The organism is Flavobacterium branchiophilum FL-15 (assembly GCF_000253275.1).
Lineage (GTDB): Bacteria > Bacteroidota > Bacteroidia > Flavobacteriales > Flavobacteriaceae > Flavobacterium > Flavobacterium branchiophilum.
Genome location: NC_016001.1, coordinates 1,031,659 through 1,055,034, shown reverse-complemented (window position 1 = coordinate 1,055,034; position 23,376 = coordinate 1,031,659). Strand labels below are relative to the sequence as shown.

The window sequence follows — 23,376 nt, the reverse complement described above, 5'->3', positions numbered from 1 at the left end:
AAAGTAAGCATTTAGTGTGTATCCTTAAAACGTTTTTTTAAAAAGATGCTGATCTGCCACAAAAACACACTCAAGGTACTATATATCTAACAATTCGATGTGATTTCGGTGCAATTTTAACATGCCACGTTGCTCCATTTTTTTCAACAATCGGGATACTACTTCTCGAGAGGTGTGCAATTCGTTGCCAATTTGTTGGTGCGAAATTTTCAAATCAAAACAACCACAAGCGTCGCTGTGTCTTTTGAGGTAAAACTCCAATCGTTCGTCCATGGCTCTAAAAGCTATATTATCTACAACTTCCAACACCTCTTCAAACCTACTTCTGTAAGTTTCGATTACAAATTCGTACCACGTTTTGTGATTCATCATCCATTTATCCATCAATTGAAGAGGAATACTAATAATTTCTGTCTCCTCAACTACTTTGGCCATAATTTGGCTTTGTTTGTTTCTGGTAGCACATATCATAGAAATAGCACAAGCCTGACCAGGTTGTAAATAATACATAAAAAATTCTCCACCTTCGTCGTCTTCTCTGTATATTTTTATACGTCCTTTCAATACTAAAACCGTATTTTTGATGTACTGACCTGTTCGCATCAAAATGGTTTCGGGTTCAAAAACATTTAAAGTTGCATGATTTTCAATTTCTGAAATTAAGTCATTTGAAAAATTAGGAAATATTTTTTTGAGTGCTATTTTCATTTTTTAAGTGGCCAATAAAATTTGGTTTCAAATATACAAATTCTATTTTATGTTTGTTACAATTTTAAAAAAAAGCAATTTTATAATTGGAAGCAACATTTACATACATAATAGGTACTATTTTTTATAAAAATGTGGATTTTCCTTGATGCCTTTTTTAAAAAACTGCCGCACAAGCATCCGTAAGCAGTTATCGGCTTGCAAAATGACATCGGTTAGTTTGTTTTCGGGTCTTCCTCGAAAAGATGTTACATGAAATTGGTCTAAATCAGTAAGTGGCTGGTTTGAAAAATAATAATTAGAGATACATTTTCGGGCATCATTTACGACAACGGGCGATACAGAATGTAAAGATTTTTGGTGTGTTGCCATAACAACCAAACGGTTGAATTGACTTGCAATGGTAACAGGTTTATGTTGGAGGCCGTGTGGCCAAAGCTCTAAATGTCCACCATTTTCGAGTGTCCAGTTTGGAGAAACGTAATATAAAAGGTTGAGTACCCGCCATTTTTCACGATTTTTGTCGTGAGAATTATCCAAATGCGGATTCAAAAATTGGTTTTTTTCCATCAACGAAATGCCGCCTGCATACAACGAATCGTCTGGGATTACATCATTAATTGTGCAAATTTCGCTAATTATCCTCACGATTTTTTCGTCTTGAAAAGCAAATAAAACTTCTTCTAAAATGGGGTGGTACAAATTCATTTGAACCGCAATATATTTGTCCTCTCTAAGGCTTTTTTTGAGTACCATGGCGTTTGATTTTGGAAAAACATCGTGCAACAGAAGTGCCAAATCGTTGGGTAACAATTGATCTATATAAAAAAAGCCAATTTCGTGTTTTGATTTTAAGAATTGTTCTTGCAAAGCCAATTTTTGAGCATTGAGTTGCTCATAAATTAAAAGTGCTACATTTGTTCGATTATACATTTTGTTTTGATCAATAAAAATACTTTCTTTGCAAATATAGAATATTTAGTAAAATGATTTCAATATTAATTCCGACTTTTCAATACAAAACCTTAGCATTAGTAAAAAATTTGTATAGGCAAGCAACTACAGAACGTATTGTATTTGAAATCATTGTTCAAGATGATGGGTCTAAAAATCTGGAAATATTAAATCACAATAAAAAAATAAACAAGATTTCAAATTGTAAATTTTTAATAAATACTATTAACATTGGTAGAAGTGAAAACCGAAATTCTTTAATTAGAAAAGCAAAATATGATTGGATACTATTCATTGATTGTGATATGAAAATTTATAATGAATTTTATTTAAAAAATTTCATTGATCACATGATTGGAAATAAAATTATATTTGGTGGAATTATTTATAATACTGAGTTGCCAGAAAAAAATTATTTATTAAGATGGTATTATGGTAAACATCGAGAAACTCAATCTGTATTAAAAAGAAATAAAAACCCATATAAAAGTTGCCTAATTTCCAATACGTTAATACCAAAATCTATTTTATTAAAAACACCATTTCGTAAAGAAATAACGGAATATGGGTATGAAGATATAATGTTTATACTAGATATTAAAAAAAGTGGTGTGTTTATCAAACACATTGATAACCCAACAATACATGACTATAATGAACAATCATTTGAATATTTGTTGAAATGGAAATGTTCATTAAATAATTTAAAAATGTTATTAGATAAAAATATCTTGCATCATCAAGATAATGCAATAACTTACTTGTATTATTGGTTAAATAAAGTTTATTTAAAAAATATTTTTTTGTTTTTTTTTATTAAATTTCAAAAAAAGCTTGAATACAACTTGCTTTCATCAAATCCTAGTTTGTTTCTATTTGATATTTATAGATTAGGTTATTTTTGTAAAATTAGCACCAAAAAGGAGGAAAAAAATTCTAGTACGCTATTAATATGACACCCTATTTTTCTATTATTATACCACTATATAACAAAGAAAAGTTTATTAAAAAAACTTTAGAAAGTGTATTTAATCAAATTTTTACAGATTATGAAATATTAATAATAGATGACGGTTCAACAGATAAAAGTTGTGAAATAATTAGTAACTTTAATGACTTTAGATTAAAAATATACCATCAAACTAATAAAGGTGTATCTTTTGCTCGAAATCTTGGTATTAAGAAAGCTAATGCCAAGTATATTGCTTTTTTAGATGCCGATGATTATTGGCATCCACATTTTTTAAAAACATTTTTTAATATTATACAAATACATAATTCGTATCATGTATTTTCAGCTGCAATTGAGGTAGAAAACGGGAATAGAACTTCAAAAGCTAGTTATTCTATTCAACAAAACAATTTTGTAGAAATTTTAGATTTTTTTACTTCAAGCTTAAAAGAATCTATCATTTGGACTTCATGCGTAGTTTTGGATCAAGAGGTTTTTAAATCAATTGGCGGTTTTGATACCACAATAAAAGGTGGTGAAGACACTGATTTATGGATAAGAATTGGACTACAGTATAAAGTCGTTTTTTGTTGGGATATTTTAGCAAAATATGTTTTTGATAGAAATAGTTTATCACGAAAAGATAGCTATTTTTTGAACGTGTTTGATTTTTCTAAATATGAAAAATTCACTAAACAAAATTTAGATTTAAAAAAATTCTTAGATTATAATAGGTTTTCTGTTGCATTAAAGGTGAAAATGAAAGGTGAAACTATCCAATTCCAGAAAATTAAAAATCAAATTGATAAAAAGAATTTACCATTAAAAAAACGTATTTTACTTAATTGCCCCGTTTTTTTATTAAAAACATTGGTTAATTTAAGGTTATTTTTGTTTAAAACCGGATTAAGTAATAGTATTTTTAAATGATAAAAAATCTTCATATTGTCGGATATAATCTGTTTCTTCAAAAACTTCGGATGCTATAACTAAACAAACACTACCTGAAGAGAAATTTTCAAGTTCTCGCCATATTCCTGGAGGTATCAAAATTCCTTCATTAGGCTTATTCAAATTTATTTTACATTCATTGGCTCCATCCTTTAAAACAATGTCAAAGCTACCGCTTAAAACCATAATAAACTGTTGCAATTGTATATGAGCATGCCCACCTCTTGTTGCGCCACTAGGCACGTCATACAAATAATAAACTCGTTTAATTTCAAACGGAATTAATCTCCCTTCAATAACGGATAAATTACCGCGTGTATCTTGTACTTTTGGTATTTCAATTTTAACTACATCAGCTATTGTAGTTGGTTTTATTAAGATTCTATTATTTTTTTCCATTGTTTAGCTATAGGTTGTTTGGATAAATGAAACACACTTTTCAAAGCATTTTCTTTACATACTAAATACAATTCCTCATTTAAAACCATTTCTTGAATAGCTTTGGACAATAATTTTGGTTGATAGTTGGGTACTAAAATGCCATTTTTTCTATTGACAACAATTTCTGAAGGGCCTGATATACAATCAACAGAGACAACAGGAGTAGCTAGCGATAAGGATTCGATTATAGACAATGGAAAACCCTCATAATGACTTGTCAATAATGTAAAAAGTGCTTTTGATACATATTCAAAAGGATTGTTATTAAATGGTATTCTTACAACATATTCGTCAAGTTTAAATTTAAAAATCAAGTTTCTTAACAATTCATCGTCATTGCCATCGCCCATGATGTAAAGTTTAATACCTTGTTTAAAAACTTCGGATAACTTATAGCTTTCTAACATTAAATCAAAATTTTTTACTTTATTGTCAATCCTGCCAAAATATAAAATATAATTTGACTTATTTAAAATTTTTTGTCTTTCTAAATGTTCAGTATTGATAAAATTATATATTAAAAAACTTTTAAAAAAAGGATATTTTTCTTTAATTGAGTTTGTAATATATTTTGAAACTCCTATAAATTTTGTATTTTTAGTAAATAAAAATTTTGCTAAAAAGATATTTTCAGGTATATAATTCTGAATAAAAGAGCTATGCACAATACAAATTTTTTTTCTATTTGAAAATATTCTATATAAAATCCAATCACTAAAAAATTGATTGTGGGTTCTGTTGTCAATAATTACATCTATTTTTTCTTGTTTTAAATATTTATAAAGAATATATGCTTTTTTAATTTTTTTAACAACCGGAAAACCATTTATTTTGCCTAAATTGAGTAATGTTCCTTTATATGCAAAATCTACTTCGTTACAAATCAAAATATTGTATATATCAAAACCAGCTTCATCGAGTAAAAAACTCAACGAAGCAGCAAACCGCTCGGCTCCTCCCTTACTATAAGAATGAGATACGAGTGCAATTTTTGTATTTGGTACATTCATTAATATTCAAAAAATTAAAATATATTTGCCAAATATACAAAATTAGATGAATATATTACTCATTGGCGAATTTAGTAATTTGCATAATACTTTAAAAGAAGGATTGATAAAAAACGGTCATCATGTTGTATTGGCAGGTTTTGATGATGGTTTTAAAAAATATCAAGTAGATTTTAAATTTACAAAAAAATGGGATTCTGGTATCAAAAAAAAATTAAAAGTAGCTTGTTATAAACTTACATATTTTGATATTTCATCCTATTTAACATATAAATTTTTCAAAAAAAACAAACATTATTTTACTAATTATGATATAGTCCAATTAATTAATGAAAATAGTTTTTTTTGCAATGCTTTTTTTGAAAAAAAAATTTTAAAATACATTTTCAAACACAATAAAAAAGTATTTCTTTTATCCTGTGGAGATGACTATATAAATGTAAAATACAATTTTGAAAACCACACTCAAAATAATATTGCTACTCCTTTTATGATGGGTAAAATAGCTCGTAAATCGTTTTTAGGAGTGTTAAAATTTCAAAGTAAAGAGATGAAGAAACTACATGAATATATTGTCCAAAATATAGTTGGTATTATTGCTTCTGATATAGATTATCATATTCCACTTATAGATCATCCAAAATATTTAGGGATGATTCCAAATCCTATTCAAATAGATAAACTAGACTATAAACCGCTAGAATTTGCAAAACCAATTACCATTTTTTTAGGTATCAATGAGCAAAGTTATTTCAAAAAAGGAATCGATTATTTTGAATTAGCATTAGATTTTATTGAAAAAAAATACGGCTCACAAGTTCAAATTATTAAGGTGAAAAATCTACCATATTCAGAATACATCAATTTTTATGACGAAGCCCATTTATTTATGGATCAAATTTTTGCAAAAGATCAAGGATACAACGCATTAGAAGCTATGGCAAAAGGCAAGGTAGTATTTACGGGTGCAAATCACGATTTTTTAAAATACTATCAACTTCAAAAAAACGAAGTAGCTATAGAGGCTCTTCCAGACGTAAAAGATTTAATCAAAAATATAAGCTATTTACTTGAAAATAAATGTAAAATTAAAAAAATAAGTCAAAATGCTAGAATTTTTATAGAAAAAAAACATAACTATATAAAAATATCAGAGAAATATATGGATGTTTGGAGTGGAAATTTAGTAAAATAACTTACAAATAAAAAACTCCCTTATATTACTAATAGCCAAAAAAATGCTGTTATATAATATTAAGGGAGTATTAGTAAATCTACAAAAAAATTATTCTTTTACAAATCTAATAGTTTCTCGATTATCTTCTGAAATTAAAGTTGCCATATACACACCTACGGGCAAAGCTACGGTGTCTATTATTTTCGGAGTATCTTTTATTACTTGTTCCATAACTAAAGCCCCTTTGCTGTCATATACATAAAGTAAAGCTCCATGGGTGTAACTGTTAGATAGTTTTATAGTTAAATTGCCTTTAGTCGGATTTGGATACAAAGAGGTACTGTTTTTTTTGTCAGTACTTTGTAGCATTTCTGCTGGTGTTTTATTGTTAAAATCAGATGTAAAAATGGTAACATCTCCATTGAAACTTGGTGCTATTAAACTTCCAGGGAATATGTTTACGTTGTGTTTGGCACTAATTATTATTTGTGCATCCCCTATAAAAGCAGAATTATTAATACTGATAGATTTATTAGCTTTTTGTATTATAATAATTCCTCGACTAATATTCTTGTTATTTAAAACCGCATTTCCGTTTTCGCTATTTAGTGCATCAACAAATATGTTTGCCTCACATTGTTCTTTAAATAATGTATATATGGAGTTATTTTCTTCTTCATTAAGTTCTCTGTAGATTTTTTTAGAATTTTGAGCTATCAAACCAAGTGTTGAAAATAGAAATAATATTGCTTTCTTATACATAATATTATGTTTTAACGTTTATCTATTAGATTTTTTAACTGCTTGATTTCATTTTCGAGTTGTTCCATTTTTTTATTTTGAGATATAAGATATAATGTCAACTCCTCAATTTTTAGCATCTGAATTTGTGCCATACCTACTATATCTATACCATGTTCCTTCATTTCTTTTTGAGAAGGAACATTTGGCAAATGACCGTTTTCTGCAATATGTTTTTCAACTTGGTTTAAGGTTTGTAATTTGTAATTTGTATTAAAAACATAATCAGGCCACTGACCAACCGAGGCTTTAAAACCACGAGCTCTAATGTTTCCATCAACTACCAAACGATAATCCCCCACAAAAGCAGGACTTGTGGCTGTTGCAGCTGTATCGTCAGAAAAAACTCTGAAATTTACAGAACCAATTCCGACTTTATTATCAAATCTCGCATTTCCAGATTTAACCCAAAAGCTATAGTTATGATAATCAGGATTAAATGGAAAAGTCATGTTGTCACCTCCTCCAATTATAAAATGTGAATCTGTTTTTGGCATTACTTGCAATACATAATCATTTCCTTCAAAAATTTCAAAATTTACATTTTGTCCTTTGTCACTCAAAATAAACTCACTCTCTCCATTGGCTTTAGCAAAAAATCTAAGTCTATTCATATCACTCCTATCTTCTAGTCCAAACCAAAACCAAGATTTAGAATCCAGATTTGAAGAAGGAAAATCAAAAAATTTTAACATTCTTGATTTAGGGTCTGTACCTACCAAGTTACCAACATTTAAAACTAATGATTTTTCATCCCTTTCTGCTATAGAGTTAAAAAAAGATCCGTTAATTAGCCCTTTAGTAAGAATCAATTTTTGAGCTTTAACATCTCCATCCACTTGCAATTGTTCAGCATTAGCTACTGGTGCACTTGTTCCAATTCTAACATTTCCCGCATTATCTAGCCTGATTCCAGGTGCATTTGCTGGATCTGGTACCGCTGGGTTATTTACAATAGCAAAATTATTCATCTTAACATTTTGCGAGGCTATATGATTCCAAGTTGAATTGCTTAAAAGGTCTGAAACTTTTGTCCATTGAACTCCACAAAAATTATCTGAGTTTGCTAATACATATTTATTTGGACCTTCAACCGTACCAAAAGCTTCATAAGGTTGCCATTTTAATTTACCATATAATTCAATTGACGATCTATTATCAAATTCATTTGCATTCAAATTCATTTGCCCTATAACAATATTTTTATTTCTTACCCAAAATCTATTAGGATATCCCATAATTGCTCCAAATCTAGCACCAGCATAATTTCTGATATCATCAAAATCAATGGTATTAAAATTAATGGCTTGAAAATCATTTTCGGTTTTATTGTAATAATTTTGTCCAAAAACAGCAAAGTCTTTAACGCCTCTCAAAATATTATTAGTATAACCATTTACATCGTTATTATTTATGAGTTTAGTATCATATCCATCGTCTTTTATATAAAATGGGTTATTTTTAAGGTTTGCAGTTGCTCTCAAATTTGAATTTTCAATGGTTAATTGTTTTGCAGAGGATGAAATATCGTATATAAAAATGGAAGGAGAGGCTGCTGTCCAATCAAATGTATTGATGTTTGTGAGTGTGTTACGATTTCCATGAATTCTTCTAAATACAAATTGATTTTTTATCTTGTCTGGTTGTATCCCAAAATTGCTAAAAAGATTATTACTACAATTTGCAGCTACTGGACCAAAGTCCACAGCTGTTTTAAACCTCTCTATTATTATATCATTAAATACATTGCCATTAAAAGTACTTTGAATAAGTAATGAAATATTTTTAAAGTTATAACTAATTCCGATATCACAATCTCTTATTTTAATATTATTAAACTTATTAAAATCAGATTCATAAGCAAGTCCATTAGGATTACTAGTAGTACTAATAAAAAAACCGTCTAAAATAGTAGTAGTAGGATCGTTATCTAAAGGTAAATCAATTAATATAGCACCATTGCCTTTTGCAACATTTGCAGTAATTTGAGTTTCTTTTTCTACAGGTTTATTGTCTATCCATTGAATATCTGACACGTATTTTGTAAAATATTGCTCTGTTTCTGCTACTTGAGCGTTTTGAATCCATAAATTTTCAATTAAAGCATACTGTCCTCTAGCTCCAATCCTTACACCCGTTCTTATTTTTGTGTCTAAATCAATAAAAATATTGCTAATTATATTATTTTCACAATACGAATCGTTAATTTTGGGTGTATTTAAAAAAGCTCCTATATTAAAAATACTCGTTAAAGTTGTTACATTAGGCTTTATAATGGTACCCATACCTGCCCCTTCTATTTTAATTCCCGAAAGTAGTTTGTTAGTAGTAATACTATGAAAATTTATTGTCTTATTAACCAAATAAGTTCCTTCTTCTATATAAATATTTTTATAACCCGCATTTAATGCAAATTGAATAGCATCATTCAAATAATTTGTTCCTGAATTTGTTACAAAATAATGTGCCGCATTTTTAATATTTGATGGACTTACTGGAGTCGATGATGCACTTATTGTAAATACCTCTGTTCCGATTACAGTTGGATTTGTTTGCCCTAAAATTACATTATAAGTAACCAAAAGGGTAAGACTTACTAATTTCCATAAATTTTTAAAAAATTTATGATAAACATTTTGTTTCATTTTTTTCATTGTAGTTTAAATTAAGATATTTATAAGTCTCAAAATTAGTTGTTATTTATATTATAAAAAAATAAAAACAAATTTTTTTATAATATTTTATTTAAAATAATATATTAATAAATCATAAAAACAATTATTTAAAACATAATATTAAATTATTTTTTTAATTTAAGTTAAAATAATAATTTAATAATTTAATAATTTAATAATTTAATAATTTAATAATTTATTCATAATACTTTTTTTTAATTAATTACTGCAAATAAAATGAAAAAAATTTAACCACAACGATAACTTTAGATAGTATCCCAATACAAAATCAGCAACTGGACTTTGATATTTCGTTATATTGTATTGAGAATTAAAATAGAAATGAAAGTTTTTATTTATTTAAATAAATAAATAAAACTATAAAAACCAATCGTCCTTAAAGCCAATCAAGTAGAGTTTGTCCTTGGCTCTGGTTATGGCTGTATATAACCATCTAATATAGGCCGAATTGATGCCCTCGGGCAAATAGGGTTGTTCTATAAATACAGTGTTCCACTGTCCGCCCTGCGATTTGTGGCACGTAATTGCATACGAAAACTTTACTTGCAAACCATTAAAATATTCGTTTTCCCTTACTTTTTTATATTTATTATACCCCGTTTTTTCATCTTCATAATCCTTCATAACTTCTGTATATAGCAAATTGGATTGTTCATAAGTTAGTGCAGGTGATTCGCTGGAAATCGTGTCGAGAATCAAAACGGTTTCAAATGGTTTTTGGTTTGGATAATCTACCATTCGGATTTTGACCCGTGCAAATTTGAATTGATACAATTCCTTAAAACCGTGTATTTCTAAAACTTCGATAATGTCGCCATTGGCAATAAATCCTGCCTCGTCTTGGTCTTTGAGCCAATAATAATTGTTTTTTACCACCATCAAAAAATCGCCTGTGGCCAATTCACTTTCTTTAAATAGTATTTTGGATCGTATTTGTTCGTTGTATTGATTGGCCCTTTTGTTTGACCTTACAATAAAGGTGGTATCTTCTATAGAATAATTGCTATAAGCTGTATTGATAGCATCCTGAATGTCGTAGCCGTCTGTGAGCCGAATAATATCTTTGAATCCTTTGATTTTGAATCGGAATTCGGTGATAAAACTGTCTTTTAAAAGCGATCGCAACTCGGTAGCATTATACAAAATACCCGAATGTAAGGCCTGACGCATTACCTCATCGAGCTCTATCCAATCGATTTTTTTGTCATAATGTAGGGCCAAAGTATCGGGGTCTAGTGCAGGTGAAACCTCCATATTGACGGGTGGCAACTGGGCTGTATCGCCCAAAAGTATCATTTTACAATTGGTGCCGCTGTAAATATAATCGATCAAATCGTTCAAAAGCGACCCGTTTTCGTACATTTTGCTATCCTGTCCAATATCCGAAATCATCGAAGCTTCATCTACAATAAATAGGGTATTTTTGTGTTTGTTTTGCTGTTTGGTAAAGGCTATGCCGCCGCCCGTAGATTTTTTTGGATAATATATTTTTTTATGAATTGTAAATGCTGGTTTTTGGCTGTAGTTGGCTATCACTTTGGCGGCTCTTCCTGTGGGAGCCAACAACACATATTTTTTGTTGATGGCAGCCAATTGGTTTACAATAGTAGCAATTAGGGTTGTTTTTCCTGTACCTGCAAAGCCTTTCAAAACAAATATTTCGTTGTTGGAAGTATTGGTAATATACACCGCCATTTTTTGCAAAAAAGCAGCTTGCTTGAGTGTGGGTTCAAAAGGGAAATGTTGATTGAGTAAACTATAAAACTTTGCCGATTCCATGTGATAAATACTTTGGGACAAAGTTATACCAAATATGGCTATAAAAAAGCCCCAACAGTTTGTTCTTTTTGCTAAATGAAGCCGAAAAAAATGTAGTTCATTTAAGTGTTTATTATTGTAATTTAATTTAATTTTTTTTTCTATATAAAATATAAATATAAGTAAATACATAATATTATCTTTGCAATAAACACCAGATTTTGCGTTAGGGATAGCAGTGGAAATCCTTTTAGAAGCCCCCCAGCCCCCAAGTGGGGTGTTGTATTGCACGAATATCGTTTCTGAATGTGGTAATCAAAAAAGATTATTTCACAAAATTATATTATACCCAAAATATTTATAAAATAGTCCAAAGATGCGTAGTTATTTTTTTGAAAAAATTTTCAAGAAAAATCGTTGCATAGCTGGGCTACGGAACTATTTTTTTGACTCATTTTAGCAAAAAAGAACCATTAGATATGTATATTTGGTACTACATTTGGACTTCAATGAACGTTGTTTGCAACGGATACCCCGACCCTTGGGGAACACCCAATAAATTGGTTTTTTGTTAGATTTTAGCTGTTTTTATTGGGTTTTAATATTTTTTTCAAATATTGCCCAGTGATCGATTGGGGGTTTTGGGCAACCGTTTCGGGAGTGCCAACGGCTAATAGGTGTCCGCCGTTTTCGCCTCCTTCTGGACCAAGGTCTATTAGCCAATCGGCACATTTGATCAAATCCAAATTGTGTTCGATTACTATGATGGAATGTCCGTTTTCTATTAAGGCATTAAAGGAGTTTAACAATTTTTTGATGTCATGAAAATGCAATCCTGTTGTGGGCTCATCAAATACAAAAAGGGCTTTTTCTTTGGTATGACCTTTTACTAAAAAGGAGGCCAATTTGATGCGTTGTGCCTCGCCGCCAGAGAGGGTCGAAGAAGATTGTCCAAGTTGTACATAGCCCAAACCTACATCCTGAAGGGGTTTGATTTTTTGAACGATTTTGTTTTGTTGGTGATTTTCAAAAAATACCATGGCATCATCAACCGTCATGGTTAGGATGTCGTAAATATTTTTATCTTGAAAGGTGATTTCTAAAATTTCTTTTTGAAAGCGTTTGCCCATACAGGTTTCGCAAGGCAAAGTAACGTCGGCCATAAACACCATTTCTACATTGATGCTGCCCTCGCCGCTACAGCTCTCGCATCGGCCAGCATCTACATTAAATGAAAAATGTTTGGCTTCGTAGCCCCTCAATTTGGCTAATTTTTCTTTGGCAAACAAGGCTCTAATATCGTCATAAACTTTGATATAAGTAATAGGATTGGAACGAGAACTTCTGCCAATGGGGTTTTGATCTATATATTCGATGTGTTTGAGATGGGCAAAACTGCCTTTTATTTCGGAAAACTGCCCTGGCTTGTCTCCCATGCCAACTAGGGCTTTTTGAAGGGCTGGAAATACAATTTTTTTGACCAATGTACTTTTTCCTGAACCCGAAACTCCTGTTATAACCGTTAAGGCATCGAGAGGCAACACCACATCGATGTTTTTTAAATTGTGTTCTCTGGCACCCCGTATTTCCACAAAATGTTTCCATTTGCGTCGGTGTTTTGGAATGTCAATTTGCTTTTGTCCATTCAAATATTGTGCTGTTAGCGACTGCGATTGTAGCATTTCTGCAAAGCTGCCTTGGGCCACTAGATGCCCGCCAAGGGTGCCAGCCTCTGGACCAATATCTATAATCATATCGGCGGCTTTCATGATGTCTTCATCATGCTCTACAACTATAACGGTATTGCCTAGTTTTTTTAATGCTTTTAAAACTTCGATTAATTTTTCGGTGTCTTTTGGGTGTAGCCCTATGCTGGGTTCGTCTAGTATATACATAGACCCCACCAGCGAACTGCCCAAGGAGGTTGCCAAATTGATGCGCTGCGATTCGCCACCCGAAAGCGTCACCGAGTTGCGGTTGAGGGTTAAATAATCCAAGCCTACTTGACTCAAAAACGACAATCTGTTGTTGATTTCTATCAAAAGTCGTTTGGCCACTTGCTGCTCAAAATCTGATAATTTCAAATTTTTAAAAAATGGAATCAAATTTTTGATGGGCAAATCAACCAATTCCGAAACCGTTTTGTTGTTGATTTTAATGTATGACGCCTCCACCCGAAGCCTTCTGCCTTTGCAAGTAGGGCATTTGGTTTTGCCTCTGTATCGAGACAACAACACCCGATTTTGTATTTTGTAATTTTTTTCTTCTAATTCTTTAAAAAAACTGTTCAACCCTTGAAAATATTGATTGCCTTCCCAAACCAATTGTCGTTGGGTGTCTGAGAGTTCAAAGTAAGGTTTATGAATAGGAAAATCAAATTTATAAGCATGTTTTACGAGTTCGTCCTTATACCAGCTCATGCTTTCGCCACGCCACGGGAAAATGGCATTTTCAAATATAGACAAAGCGGTATTTGGCACTACCAACTCTTCGTCTATTCCAATAATGTTGCCATATCCTTCGCACGTTGGACAGGCTCCATACGGATTGTTGAAACTAAACAAATGGATGTTGGGTTCTAAAAAAGTCATGCCATCTTGTTCAAAATTATTGCTAAACCATTGGCTGTTTTTACCATCAGGTTCTTGTAAAATACAACTGCCCTTACCTTCAAAAAAAGCGGTTTGAACAGCATCCGAAAGCCTATTGAAAAAAGCCTCATCATCCTGAATTACAAGTCTATCTACTACTAAATATATGGGTGAATTACTAAATTGAATGGCGTCTAAAGCGTCTAACCGATGAATTTCTTGATTGATCAACACCCTTGCAAAGCCTTGTTGCAACAATACTTTAAGCTTGTCTTCCATTTTTCGGCCTTCTTCTAAAATGATGGGGGCCAAAAGCAGCCATTTGCTGTTAAGAGGCAAGGTTTTTACGGCACAAACTACATCCGAAACGGTATGTTTTTGTACTTCGAGACCCGAAATTGGCGAAAAAGTACGGCCTATTCTTGCAAATAATAATTTGATATAATCGTAAATTTCTGTCGATGTTCCTACGGTAGAACGGGCATTGGTAGTATTGACTTTTTGCTCGATTGCAATTGCAGGTGCTATCCCTTTGATATAGGTAACTTTTGGTTTGTCTAATCTGCCTAAAAATTGTCGGGCATAAGACGATAAACTTTCAACATAACGGCGTTGTCCTTCAGCATATAGGGTGTCAAAAGCCAAAGACGATTTGCCCGAACCCGAAAGCCCCGTGATGACTACCAACTGATTTCGAGGAATGGCTACATCGATACTTTTTAAATTATGGATTTCGGCACCTTTAATAAGGATATTTTTTTTAGGGTCAAGCCCTTCAAAATCAATTGGTTTCATGCGCTGTTGGTGGTTTTTGTTGCAAGTTCATCTGTGGTTTGTTTTGGTATGTTTTGAAATAAATTCAAAAAAACAGCCACTCAATAATTCTTGTTGATACTTTTGGCAAATATAAATAATTAAAATTAATTTTAGCCTCATCCTGATATTTGTCCTTTTGAAATAAATGATAAACCCGCTTATACCATTTTCAATTTGAAACAATAACTTTACGATATTTCAAATTTTAATTTTGAGAACTAAAATTGTTAATTTTGATTATATTTTATTACTAATTAGCGATTTTTTGTTTCAATTTAAAATCAATTTACCTTTTTTAGTTTTAAAAAACAATTTAAAAAACCAATTTTGCAACATCAAAACGAAACAAGATTTTAAAACATTTAATAATATAATTAATAAAAAGTTATGTGCGGAATTTTAGCCATTATTGGAAAAGGAAAAGATGAAGAGTTAGTTAAATCATTATCTAAAAGAATGACCCATCGTGGTCCAGACGAAAGTGATTTGCATGTAACCGAAAATGGTCATATTTTGAGCCACGAGCGTTTGTCTATTATCGATTTACATTCAGGTCGCCAACCGATAAAAGGTTCCAAAACGGCCTATATGGTACACAATGGCGAAATATACAACCACCAAGCCTTACGAGACGGCGTATTGAAAGGGCATACCTTTAGAACCAAATCCGATTCTGAAGTCATTGTGCATTTATACGAAGCGTTTGGTTATGATTTTTGCAATATGCTCGATGGCGACTGGGCATTTGTAGTAGTTGATGGCGATGATTATATAGCAGGACGAGACCCAATGGGGGTAAAACCCTTGTATTATGGTGTAGATGACAGAGGAAGAATGTATTTTTCGTCGGAAATGAAACCAATAGCCGATCAGTGTAAAACTTTTTCAACGTTTCCTCCAGGACATTATTATACAGCAAAAACAGGTTTTGTAAAATACTACAAACCTGAATATGAAGATTATACAAAAGCAACTAAAGAATTGGATTTAGACTTGATTCGCGAAACACTCACAGAGGCTACCCGCAAACGCTTGATGAGCGATGTGCCTATTGGAGTATTGCTTTCGGGCGGGTTAGATTCGTCTTTAACTTCGTCTATTGCCTCAAGATTATTAAAAGAACAAGGAAAAACCTTACATTCATTTTCTATAGGGCTAGATGGCAACGCACCCGATGCTTTAGCAGCCAAAAAAGTAGCGGCCTTTTTAGGTACTGAGCACCACGAAATTCACTTTACCATTGAACAAGGTATCGAAATATTAGACCAATTGGTTTGGCACCTCGAAACGTACGACGTTACGTCTATCAGAGCCAGTACTCCAATGTATTTCTTGTCTAAAGCCATTACCGATATGGGTATCAAGGTGGTGTTGTCTGGCGAAGGTGCCGACGAAATTTTTGGTGGCTATTTGTACTTTAGAAATGCTCCTTCTGCCGAAGATTTTCAGAAAGAAACCATCGAAAGAGTTCAAAAACTATTTACAGCTGACTTGTTGCGGGCCGACAAATCAACTATGGCACACGGACTAGAAGCACGAGTACCCTTTTTGGACAAAGCCTTTTTGGATATGGCAATGCTCATCAAACCTGAAGAAAAACAACCTAAAACTTATGACGGACGTGAAAAATATATTCTTAGAAAAGCGTTTGACACCCCAAACAATCCGTACCTTCCTGATGAAGTTTTATGGAGACAAAAAGAACAATTCTCGGACGGGGTGGGCTACAATTGGATCGACCAATTAATTGCTTATTGCTCATCAAAAGTAACCGATGAAGCCTTAGCTGCTGCAGAAGAATTGTATCCTTACAATACTCCAACAACAAAAGAGGCCTATTTTTATAGAACTATTTTTCATAAATATTACCCTCAAGAAAGTGCTGCCCAAACCGTTAGAAAATGGATTCCAAAATGGCAAGAAAACCAAGATCCTAGCGGTCGTGCCAATGCAGCACACGTACAAGCAGATGTACAAATTGCCCAAGTAACAAATTAATCTTTTTTATTCATAGCCAAAAAGCGGTGCTCCATCTTGGAAATCCGCTTTTTTTGGCACTTTACACCAAATATATTTATAAAATAGTCCAAAGTTGCGTAGTTATTTTTTAGAAAAAATTTTCAAAAAAAATCGTTGCATAGCTTGGTTACGGAACTATTTTTTTGGATTCATTTTAGTAAAAAAGAACCAATAGATTGGGCTATTTTAAATGTATATTTGGCATATTACCATCCACTTTTATGGTATTGATTGAAAATTGGACAAACAAAAAACCATTTATTCAAATATTTTTATACATTTGAATTTCAAACAAAACCTTGAACTAAAATGATAACAGTACAAACACAAGTCAATGCTCCCTTAGAAACCGTTTGGGAATATTGGACAAATCCAAAGCATGTCCTGCATTGGAACCATGCTTCTGCCGATTGGCATACTACAAAAGCCACCAACCAACTCGAACTTCATGGGACTTTTTGCTATACCATGGCGGCCAAAGATGGCTCATTTAGCTTTGATTTTGGTGGACAATATACACTTATAAACCCTCAAAAAAACCTCCATTTTACGTTGGCAGACCACAGAACCGTGCAAATAGCATTTGAAAACACCCCAAATGGCGTAATCATTACCGAAACTTTTGAACCCGAAAACCAAAACTCACACGAATTACAACAAGCGGGATGGCAGGCCATATTAGATAATTTTAAAAAATATACAGAACAAACCCAAAATTAACATAACCTAATAACTAATTTACAATCAACACATTATGGCAACAGTCAATGCGTATCTTACTTTTAATGGCAACTGCGAAGAAGCCTTTTTGTTTTATAAATCAGTTTTTGGAGGCGATTTTGCTTATGTAGGTCGTTTTTCAGACATGCCTCCATCCGAAGACAACGAACCTCTTTTGCCCGAAGTAGCACAAAAAATCATGCACATCAACTTGCCTATCAGTAATGAAACCATACTTTTGGGTAGCGATAATATTGAAGGCAAGTACGGAAAAGTGGTTTTTGGCAACAATATTGCGCTGTCCATCAACACGGCCTCCGTTTCAGAAGCAGACCACATTTTTAATGCACTTGCAGTTGGTGGAACCATTTCAATGCCCCTCGAAAAAACGTTTTGGAATGCTTACTTCGGCATGCTTACCGACCAATTTGGTATTCAATGGTTGGTGAATTACGATTTCCCATTAGACAAATAACAAAATTTTGGCCTATAAAAAATACAACACTACAAATTATTTTTTATAGGTCAAAATCTTATAAAAATATAAATTATTAGGAGCTATTTCCAGCTTTTCATTTCAATCTTTTTGTTTTTTTATCGTTTTTTTATAAACACACCAAACAACATAAAAATCCTGCTTTCAAACCAACTTTATTCCAAAAAAAACAAAAAGGATTTCCATTGCAATCTGGGCTAGGGCTTCCCGTTTTCAAACATGTATCACATTAAAAATAAAAAGCAAATTATTTTTTTACAATTTCTCAATCTCTCTTTCAGAAAGGCCTGTCAATTTCATAATATCCATAATAGCAAGCCCCATTTGTTTGGCAGATTTTGCTACTTCCATTTTTCCTTCCATTTTTCCTTCGTCAAAAGCGGTGTCTATAACTCCTTTTAGATCTCGGTATGTTTTTAAACTACTTTCATAATGCTCTAGTTCGGCCTGTCCAAAAGTTGCTAATTCGGCTTTCTCAAATGCTTGGGTAAATACTTCGTCCTTAAAAATTGTAGGTATAGATTGAAAATCTTCCAAATGCTTGATAAAGTACAACCATTTGTCCAAACGAGATATTAAGGCTGACTCTGTGAGCTTAAAATTGGGCATTTCAAGGTAAATGTAAGTCAATTTTTCATAAAAAGTCTTCCCATTTTGGTTTTTTAATTTAATTGTGTGTACTACTTCCTTTTTTTCTGGTTCGTTTTCGTAGTCGTCAAACGTAAAATCTAATATCCCAACACAATAAACTGCCTTCAAATGATAATTCCATTCGCCCTTTTCGGCTTGCTCCCTAATGGGAAATGTCGAATAATAAATGGTTCTTTCTTTAAAATAATTTTGCTTTGCTTTTTGGAGTTCTACTATAAACTTTTCGCCTTTTTCATTTTCACAATAAATGTCGTATATGGCTTTTCTATCAGCATCCGATTGTCCTAATTGTTCTGTGTTTTTAAAATTTAGATCTACAATTTTATTGGCTTGAGGCAACAGTGCATTCAGAAAATCTATCAACAAAGGTTTGTTGACCTCTTCTCCAAAAATTTTTTTAAATCCAAAATCCGTAAATGGGTTGATGTATTTTGCTCTCATCGTTTTGCTCTAAAATATCGAGACAAATTTAAACATTTTTTGAAGTCCTTTGCTAAATTTGTTGTGTTTTGTTTGGCTTTTGGTTGTATTTAGGCTCTTTGATTATTATTCCAAAATAGAAAAAAATGAAATACATCAAAATATAATATTATTTTTCACCCCCCCCCTTAAAAATACTATCTAAATATGTTTCGATAACTTCATAAGGGTAATGAATGGAATTGGTTTAACTCATTAACTATATTTTTTATAGGTATTTGTTGATTACAATTCATTGCTCGGCTTGCAGTCGCAACGAAGCTCTAGCTGTTGTGCGAGGTTTTATTTTCCGTCAAAAGGTTTCATCTCGTTTTCTAATATTTTTTCAATACTAAAATACATTCCATCTATTTTGTATTTCCCTTTTTCAAACGCCATATAATCACAATTTCCAACTAGACTTTGTGAATTGTTTTGAAGTTCAAATAGATTTAGTAAAACATATTCGTGACTTACCGAAATTACGTGAAATCCTGTTTCACACTTTTCTCCATTTCCGGATGAAATAATTGCTTCTATAATTTTATGAAATCTGTTTGATATATTTTTTGCTGAAATTTCATCTCCTTTTAAGTGATAAATGTATGCAAGGAAATTCATTTGTCTTAAATCAAATGGGAATAAACTAATTGAGTGTTCGGCTAATTTTATAATTTCATTATAATCTTTTTCATTTATCTTATCACTTTGATAATACTTTTTAAGTTTTTCTTCGTCTGGCGATCTAAAATAAGAACTATATTTTTGGTTAAAAACATAGCCAAAATAAAGATGTCTATAATCTTCGTTATTCAATAGAGAATCATTGGATGTCATTCTTTCCAATAATTTTGGATAATAATAATTAGAGGATTTATCTTCAATATTTTTTTTAATTAACTTGTAATCTGGAATTTCATATTTTTTTACTTGGGAAAAAGTATTATTTGATAATAGTATTAAAATCGTAAGTATTAAAATTATTTTTTTCATTTTTTTAGTTTTTCAAAATCTCGCACAACGTCAGTCTGTGTAAAAACTTACCGTTAATTATTTATCAAAAATATTAAAAACTATGAAATAAAATAACATTTATTTATAATTTTTTTATAAAAAGAGGAACTAAATCCTCTTACAATGCTATCTAAAATCTTTTCGATAAACCCATAAGGGGTGTGAATGTAATCGGTTTAACTCATGGATTTTATTTTTTATTGGTATTCGTTGATTACAATTCATTGCTCGGCTTTCAGCCGCAACGAAACTCTAGCTGTTGGCGGCTGTTTTTATTTAGTGTTAGTTTTTGCATTGTTGTAATTTCATTCTGCATAAAAGTATGTATCGTCAACTCTATGATTGGGTATATTTATTCCTTTGTAAAATACTTCTTCTTGCTTCAAATCCGATTTTATCCTCATTAAATTTCCTTTTTCGGTTAGGTAATAATACCAATTATTGCAATAAAATAAATTTCCAATTGGTATTTCGATCCAATTTTTAGTGGTTACTATTTTTCCATTTTCATCTATCTTAATAAATTTTCCAGATGTCATTACCATAACGCCATCTTCATTTTTTTCAATTGAAAGTAATCCGTTATGTGAATTTTTGTTTTCATAAATTTTTGTTTTCCATTTTACTTTTCCAGTATTTTTATCTACAGAATACAATATACTTCCTCCGAAATAAATACAATTTTCAGTTATTATCAGGTTTCTTGTGCTACTTTCAATAGTATTTTCAACTTTCAATGTCCATTGATTTTCTAGTTTTAGATTAAAACACATTAACATACCATCATCTCCTAAAGTATAGATTTTATCATTTTTAATGATGAGTTCATTTGAAGATACTTGTTCTAATGCTGTTTTAAACATTTTTTTTCCTGTTTTCACATCCAATGCTACTATTTCGTAATTGGTATTTACATAAACAATATTATTTGCAATTTTGGGGCTTGAATAAATAATTTGATTTTGAATATAAACCCATTTTTTATTTTGCTTTTTAAGATTTATTGATTTTATTTCTCCGTGACTATTAGAAAATATGGCATTGCCTTGAAAAATCAGCGGATATTGAAAAAAATGTAAAAATGCAACATTTATAAAATCATAGCCATAGTAAGAATGAGATTCATCTTCTTTATCTTGATATTTGCTTATTACTTTTCCATTTGTCTTATCAAATTGGATAATCGTTCCGTCTTGTTACGATTTTATCATTATATTGTCATCTATTGTAAAATAGGATGGCGAATTAAATTCTTCTTTAGTTAATGCAGGGAAATGCCATTTTATTTTTTTATTTTGAATATCAAAAGCATAAACATCATTTGCATTAGTCGTAAGGTACATTGTATTAAGTTTTTTTTCAGGCTTGTCTGATTTGCAAGAAAAAAAAGTTATAACAAGAACTAATATATTAAAAAATCTTACCACATTTCTTTATTTAATTTTTTATCATAGGGAATGTTTTGGCTAAAATCGGTTATATACCAAGTTTCGGGGTCTGACTGAAATTTCACAAAATCATAAATAACATTTAATGGAAGTTGTATATTGCCTAAATTGCCTCGAGTTTTATTGAATGCTGAAACCATAGCTGTTACTCTTGTAATTTCCAGATCGCCATCATTAGATTGTTGTAACGGTGCTTTATAACAAGTACCAATTTTAATATGAGCATTTTCTTTTTGCAGTAAACTTACTACTTCATCTTTATAGTAATGAACTATTGCCTCTTCAGCTTCCTTATCGGTTGGAGCCTCTTCAGAAACAACTAATTTTGAAAAATCTCTTTTCTTATATCTTTCAATTTCTTCTTGTACTTCTTTTGGAATATCTACTTCACTCCAACTTTCCCACCTGCGTAAATCCGTAGGTGATTCAATTGCTTCTTGAGCTACTACAGTTGTATCTGCAATTTGAGTTTGTTCGGCTTCAAAACTTGTATTTTGATTATCAAATAATACACTTTGTAAATCTCGCCAATGTCTTTCTACGTGTTGAAATCCAATGTAATATTTAAGAAATAAAAAGACACCAAAAATAACAATTCCTAAAAATAGTAAGCTCTTTTTTAAAAAACTAAGTTTTGGTTTTTGAGGGTTTATAGAATCATTTCCATTATTATATGTCTGAAAGCTATCTGAATTATTGAAAATTTCTTTAAAAACATCCTTATTATCGTAGTTGTCTATTTTTAGTTCTTGGAATATTTCTACAATTTCTTTTGCAGAAGCTAATCCAATTCCTGCTTTTTCCATTATATACTTTACTGCTTCTACTTTTCGACTACTTATTAGAAAATCTTTAATAACTGCTTTTTCAATGGAAATATTGTTTACTATAAAATGGTTAGTCATAAATTAGTTTATTTTTATATTTTGTTTAGAATTAATTTTTTTCGGTCGGTTTAACAAAATTTCCGCTAATCGAGTCACGCAAGGGAATTTCACCCCTGCGTTCTCACGGAACCGTGCTTGAAAGTCTCCCTTCACACAGCCTGTCCCGATTAATTTCGGGAGCTCTTCATAGTATTAAATCACACAAATATAATTATATTTATGGAAATACCAATAACCAATACAAAAATAAATCGGAATTTTTTATGTTTTGTTTTAGGTTATTTTTGATGCCGTGTATTCAGTAATCAGGTTTCCAATACACTCTATCATAGGTACAAACGTAACTACCTATTTTTGACATCGTCTTTTGCGCTTACGAGCCTTCATCATTGGTTCAGAACTACGCTCGCCTCCTTCTAAATAATGTGCATTTACACATTATTTCTCGGACATGTTCAACTCACATAAACACACCTACAGCAATCTTGTTGCCGTTTTTCTTTGTCGCTCACCACACCATAGTTTCCTAATAATGCAGCACAAAGTGGTTTACGGATTATTTTTTAATGTTTTTTTGGTATCCGTGCATCCGCTTCGCTCAAGTAGTAACTACTCCTGAAAGTCGTCACTGAGAAACCTACTCTCATCTGTTTTAAAGCATCAACAACTACGTTGTTGTTCAAGTCACATACGGTTTGCAGCTTGGAGAAGTGGCGGAAATCGAAGAACAAATGTACAAAATTTGCACAATGTTCAATAGAATTCCGAATGTTCAATTTAGCACTGAACCCGCCATTTTGCCAAACTGCTGTTGGCAGTAGTGCTTT

At 31.4% G+C, this 23,376-nt stretch carries 19 protein-coding genes; 6 read left to right on the top strand and 13 right to left on the bottom strand.

The window, feature by feature from the left end; translation table 11 throughout:
* Positions 1 to 78: 78 nt before the first annotated feature.
* Both FBFL15_RS04520 and FBFL15_RS04515 read right to left on the bottom strand, forming a co-directional pair.
* Positions 79 to 708, bottom strand: a complete 630-nt coding sequence (locus tag FBFL15_RS04520) for a Crp/Fnr family transcriptional regulator (RefSeq protein ID WP_014083473.1) — start codon at positions 706 to 708, stop codon at positions 79 to 81.
* 117 nt (positions 709 to 825) lie between these two features.
* Complete coding sequence (locus FBFL15_RS04515; RefSeq protein WP_014083472.1) at positions 826 to 1,641, bottom strand: 2OG-Fe(II) oxygenase; 816 nt, start codon at positions 1,639 to 1,641, stop codon at positions 826 to 828.
* 53 nt (positions 1,642 to 1,694) lie between these two features.
* On the opposite strand from FBFL15_RS04515, the gene FBFL15_RS04510 reads away from it, so the two are divergent.
* Both FBFL15_RS04510 and FBFL15_RS04505 read left to right on the top strand, forming a co-directional pair.
* Positions 1,695 to 2,618, top strand: coding sequence for a glycosyltransferase family 2 protein (locus FBFL15_RS04510; protein WP_014083471.1), 924 nt, complete (start codon positions 1,695 to 1,697; stop codon positions 2,616 to 2,618).
* Complete coding sequence (locus FBFL15_RS04505) at positions 2,615 to 3,544, top strand: glycosyltransferase family 2 protein (protein WP_014083470.1); 930 nt, start codon at positions 2,615 to 2,617, stop codon at positions 3,542 to 3,544. Before FBFL15_RS04510 ends, FBFL15_RS04505 begins: the two co-directional genes overlap by 4 nt.
* Here FBFL15_RS04505 and FBFL15_RS04500 read toward each other — a convergent pair.
* Both FBFL15_RS04500 and FBFL15_RS04495 read right to left on the bottom strand, forming a co-directional pair.
* On the bottom strand, positions 3,521 to 3,964 hold the full coding sequence (locus FBFL15_RS04500) for a sugar 3,4-ketoisomerase (RefSeq protein ID WP_014083469.1): 444 nt from the start codon (positions 3,962 to 3,964) through the stop codon (positions 3,521 to 3,523). The genes FBFL15_RS04505 and FBFL15_RS04500 overlap by 24 nt on opposite strands.
* Positions 3,940 to 5,016 (bottom strand): glycosyltransferase, encoded by a 1,077-nt coding sequence (locus FBFL15_RS04495; protein ID WP_014083468.1) that lies wholly within the window; start codon positions 5,014 to 5,016, stop codon positions 3,940 to 3,942. The genes FBFL15_RS04500 and FBFL15_RS04495 overlap by 25 nt, the downstream gene beginning before the upstream one ends.
* 46 nt (positions 5,017 to 5,062) lie before the next feature.
* Between FBFL15_RS04495 and FBFL15_RS04490 the strand changes: the two genes are divergently transcribed.
* A complete protein-coding gene (locus tag FBFL15_RS04490) occupies positions 5,063 to 6,211 on the top strand; it encodes a glycosyltransferase (RefSeq protein WP_014083467.1) in 1,149 nt (382 codons plus the stop codon).
* A gap of 90 nt (positions 6,212 to 6,301) precedes the next feature.
* Here FBFL15_RS04490 and FBFL15_RS04485 read toward each other — a convergent pair whose 3' ends face one another.
* From FBFL15_RS04485 to uvrA, 4 genes are all read right to left on the bottom strand, one after another.
* Positions 6,302 to 6,955 carry a T9SS type A sorting domain-containing protein gene (locus FBFL15_RS04485; RefSeq protein WP_014083466.1) on the bottom strand — a complete coding sequence of 218 codons (654 nt, stop codon included), beginning with the start codon at positions 6,953 to 6,955 and terminating at the stop codon, positions 6,302 to 6,304.
* An 11-nt stretch (positions 6,956 to 6,966) separates the two neighbouring features.
* Positions 6,967 to 9,639, bottom strand: coding sequence for a hypothetical protein (locus FBFL15_RS15710; RefSeq protein WP_014083465.1), 2,673 nt, complete (start codon positions 9,637 to 9,639; stop codon positions 6,967 to 6,969).
* A gap of 408 nt (positions 9,640 to 10,047) precedes the next feature.
* Entirely contained in the window at positions 10,048 to 11,469 is a 1,422-nt protein-coding gene (locus tag FBFL15_RS04475) for an ATP-dependent DNA helicase (RefSeq protein WP_014083464.1), read from the bottom strand.
* 557 nt (positions 11,470 to 12,026) lie between these two features.
* A complete protein-coding gene (uvrA, locus tag FBFL15_RS04470; RefSeq protein WP_014083463.1) occupies positions 12,027 to 14,834 on the bottom strand; it encodes an excinuclease ABC subunit UvrA in 2,808 nt (935 codons plus the stop codon).
* Positions 14,835 to 15,242: 408 nt separating this feature from the next.
* On the opposite strand from uvrA, the gene asnB reads away from it, so the two are divergent.
* The 3 genes from asnB (at position 15,243) to FBFL15_RS04450 (ending at position 18,069) form a co-directional block, all read left to right on the top strand.
* Positions 15,243 to 16,853: an asparagine synthase B gene (gene asnB / locus FBFL15_RS04460; protein WP_014083462.1), complete on the top strand. Its 1,611-nt coding sequence runs from the start codon at positions 15,243 to 15,245 to the stop codon at positions 16,851 to 16,853.
* A gap of 330 nt (positions 16,854 to 17,183) precedes the next feature.
* Positions 17,184 to 17,594 carry an SRPBCC domain-containing protein gene (locus FBFL15_RS04455; protein ID WP_014083461.1) on the top strand — a complete coding sequence of 137 codons (411 nt, stop codon included), beginning with the start codon at positions 17,184 to 17,186 and terminating at the stop codon, positions 17,592 to 17,594.
* Positions 17,595 to 17,628: 34 nt separating this feature from the next.
* On the top strand, positions 17,629 to 18,069 hold the full coding sequence (locus FBFL15_RS04450) for a VOC family protein (RefSeq protein WP_014083460.1): 441 nt from the start codon (positions 17,629 to 17,631) through the stop codon (positions 18,067 to 18,069).
* Between the two features lie 276 nt (positions 18,070 to 18,345).
* On the opposite strand, the gene FBFL15_RS04445 is transcribed toward FBFL15_RS04450, so the two are convergent.
* The 5 genes from FBFL15_RS04445 to FBFL15_RS04430 form a co-directional block, all read right to left on the bottom strand.
* Positions 18,346 to 19,182 (bottom strand): Rpn family recombination-promoting nuclease/putative transposase, encoded by an 837-nt coding sequence (locus FBFL15_RS04445; protein WP_014083459.1) that lies wholly within the window; start codon positions 19,180 to 19,182, stop codon positions 18,346 to 18,348.
* A 321-nt stretch (positions 19,183 to 19,503) separates the two neighbouring features.
* On the bottom strand, positions 19,504 to 20,193 hold the full coding sequence (locus tag FBFL15_RS04440; RefSeq protein ID WP_014083458.1) for a DUF4919 domain-containing protein: 690 nt from the start codon (positions 20,191 to 20,193) through the stop codon (positions 19,504 to 19,506).
* Between the two features lie 326 nt (positions 20,194 to 20,519).
* Positions 20,520 to 21,167 carry an outer membrane protein assembly factor BamB family protein gene (locus FBFL15_RS04435; protein ID WP_476729678.1) on the bottom strand — a complete coding sequence of 216 codons (648 nt, stop codon included), beginning with the start codon at positions 21,165 to 21,167 and terminating at the stop codon, positions 20,520 to 20,522.
* A 243-nt stretch (positions 21,168 to 21,410) separates the two neighbouring features.
* A complete protein-coding gene (locus FBFL15_RS16465; protein WP_014083456.1) occupies positions 21,411 to 21,557 on the bottom strand; it encodes a hypothetical protein in 147 nt (48 codons plus the stop codon).
* 77 nt (positions 21,558 to 21,634) lie between these two features.
* A complete protein-coding gene (locus tag FBFL15_RS04430) occupies positions 21,635 to 22,567 on the bottom strand; it encodes a hypothetical protein (RefSeq protein WP_014083455.1) in 933 nt (310 codons plus the stop codon).
* Positions 22,568 to 23,376 lie beyond the last annotated feature (809 nt).

Excerpts from the sequence above, each read along its gene's own strand:
- FBFL15_RS04520 (WP_014083473.1), bottom strand. The coding sequence starts at position 708 with ATGAAAATAGCACTCAAAAAAATATTTCCTAATTTTTCAAATGACTTA.
- FBFL15_RS04515 (WP_014083472.1), bottom strand. The coding sequence starts at position 1,641 with ATGTATAATCGAACAAATGTAGCACTTTTAATTTATGAGCAACTCAAT.
- FBFL15_RS04510 (WP_014083471.1), top strand. The coding sequence starts at position 1,695 with ATGATTTCAATATTAATTCCGACTTTTCAATACAAAACCTTAGCATTA.
- FBFL15_RS04505 (WP_014083470.1), top strand. The coding sequence starts at position 2,615 with ATGACACCCTATTTTTCTATTATTATACCACTATATAACAAAGAAAAG.
- FBFL15_RS04500 (WP_014083469.1), bottom strand. The coding sequence starts at position 3,964 with ATGGAAAAAAATAATAGAATCTTAATAAAACCAACTACAATAGCTGAT.
- FBFL15_RS04495 (WP_014083468.1), bottom strand. The coding sequence starts at position 5,016 with ATGAATGTACCAAATACAAAAATTGCACTCGTATCTCATTCTTATAGT.
- FBFL15_RS04490 (WP_014083467.1), top strand. The coding sequence starts at position 5,063 with ATGAATATATTACTCATTGGCGAATTTAGTAATTTGCATAATACTTTA.
- FBFL15_RS04485 (WP_014083466.1), bottom strand. The coding sequence starts at position 6,955 with ATGTATAAGAAAGCAATATTATTTCTATTTTCAACACTTGGTTTGATA.
- FBFL15_RS15710 (WP_014083465.1), bottom strand. The coding sequence starts at position 9,639 with ATGAAACAAAATGTTTATCATAAATTTTTTAAAAATTTATGGAAATTA.
- FBFL15_RS04475 (WP_014083464.1), bottom strand. The coding sequence starts at position 11,469 with ATGGAATCGGCAAAGTTTTATAGTTTACTCAATCAACATTTCCCTTTT.
- uvrA (WP_014083463.1), bottom strand. The coding sequence starts at position 14,834 with ATGAAACCAATTGATTTTGAAGGGCTTGACCCTAAAAAAAATATCCTT.
- asnB (WP_014083462.1), top strand. The coding sequence starts at position 15,243 with ATGTGCGGAATTTTAGCCATTATTGGAAAAGGAAAAGATGAAGAGTTA.
- FBFL15_RS04455 (WP_014083461.1), top strand. The coding sequence starts at position 17,184 with ATGATAACAGTACAAACACAAGTCAATGCTCCCTTAGAAACCGTTTGG.
- FBFL15_RS04450 (WP_014083460.1), top strand. The coding sequence starts at position 17,629 with ATGGCAACAGTCAATGCGTATCTTACTTTTAATGGCAACTGCGAAGAA.
- FBFL15_RS04445 (WP_014083459.1), bottom strand. The coding sequence starts at position 19,182 with ATGAGAGCAAAATACATCAACCCATTTACGGATTTTGGATTTAAAAAA.
- FBFL15_RS04440 (WP_014083458.1), bottom strand. The coding sequence starts at position 20,193 with ATGAAAAAAATAATTTTAATACTTACGATTTTAATACTATTATCAAAT.
- FBFL15_RS16465 (WP_014083456.1), bottom strand. The coding sequence starts at position 21,557 with ATGTACCTTACGACTAATGCAAATGATGTTTATGCTTTTGATATTCAA.
- FBFL15_RS04430 (WP_014083455.1), bottom strand. The coding sequence starts at position 22,567 with ATGACTAACCATTTTATAGTAAACAATATTTCCATTGAAAAAGCAGTT.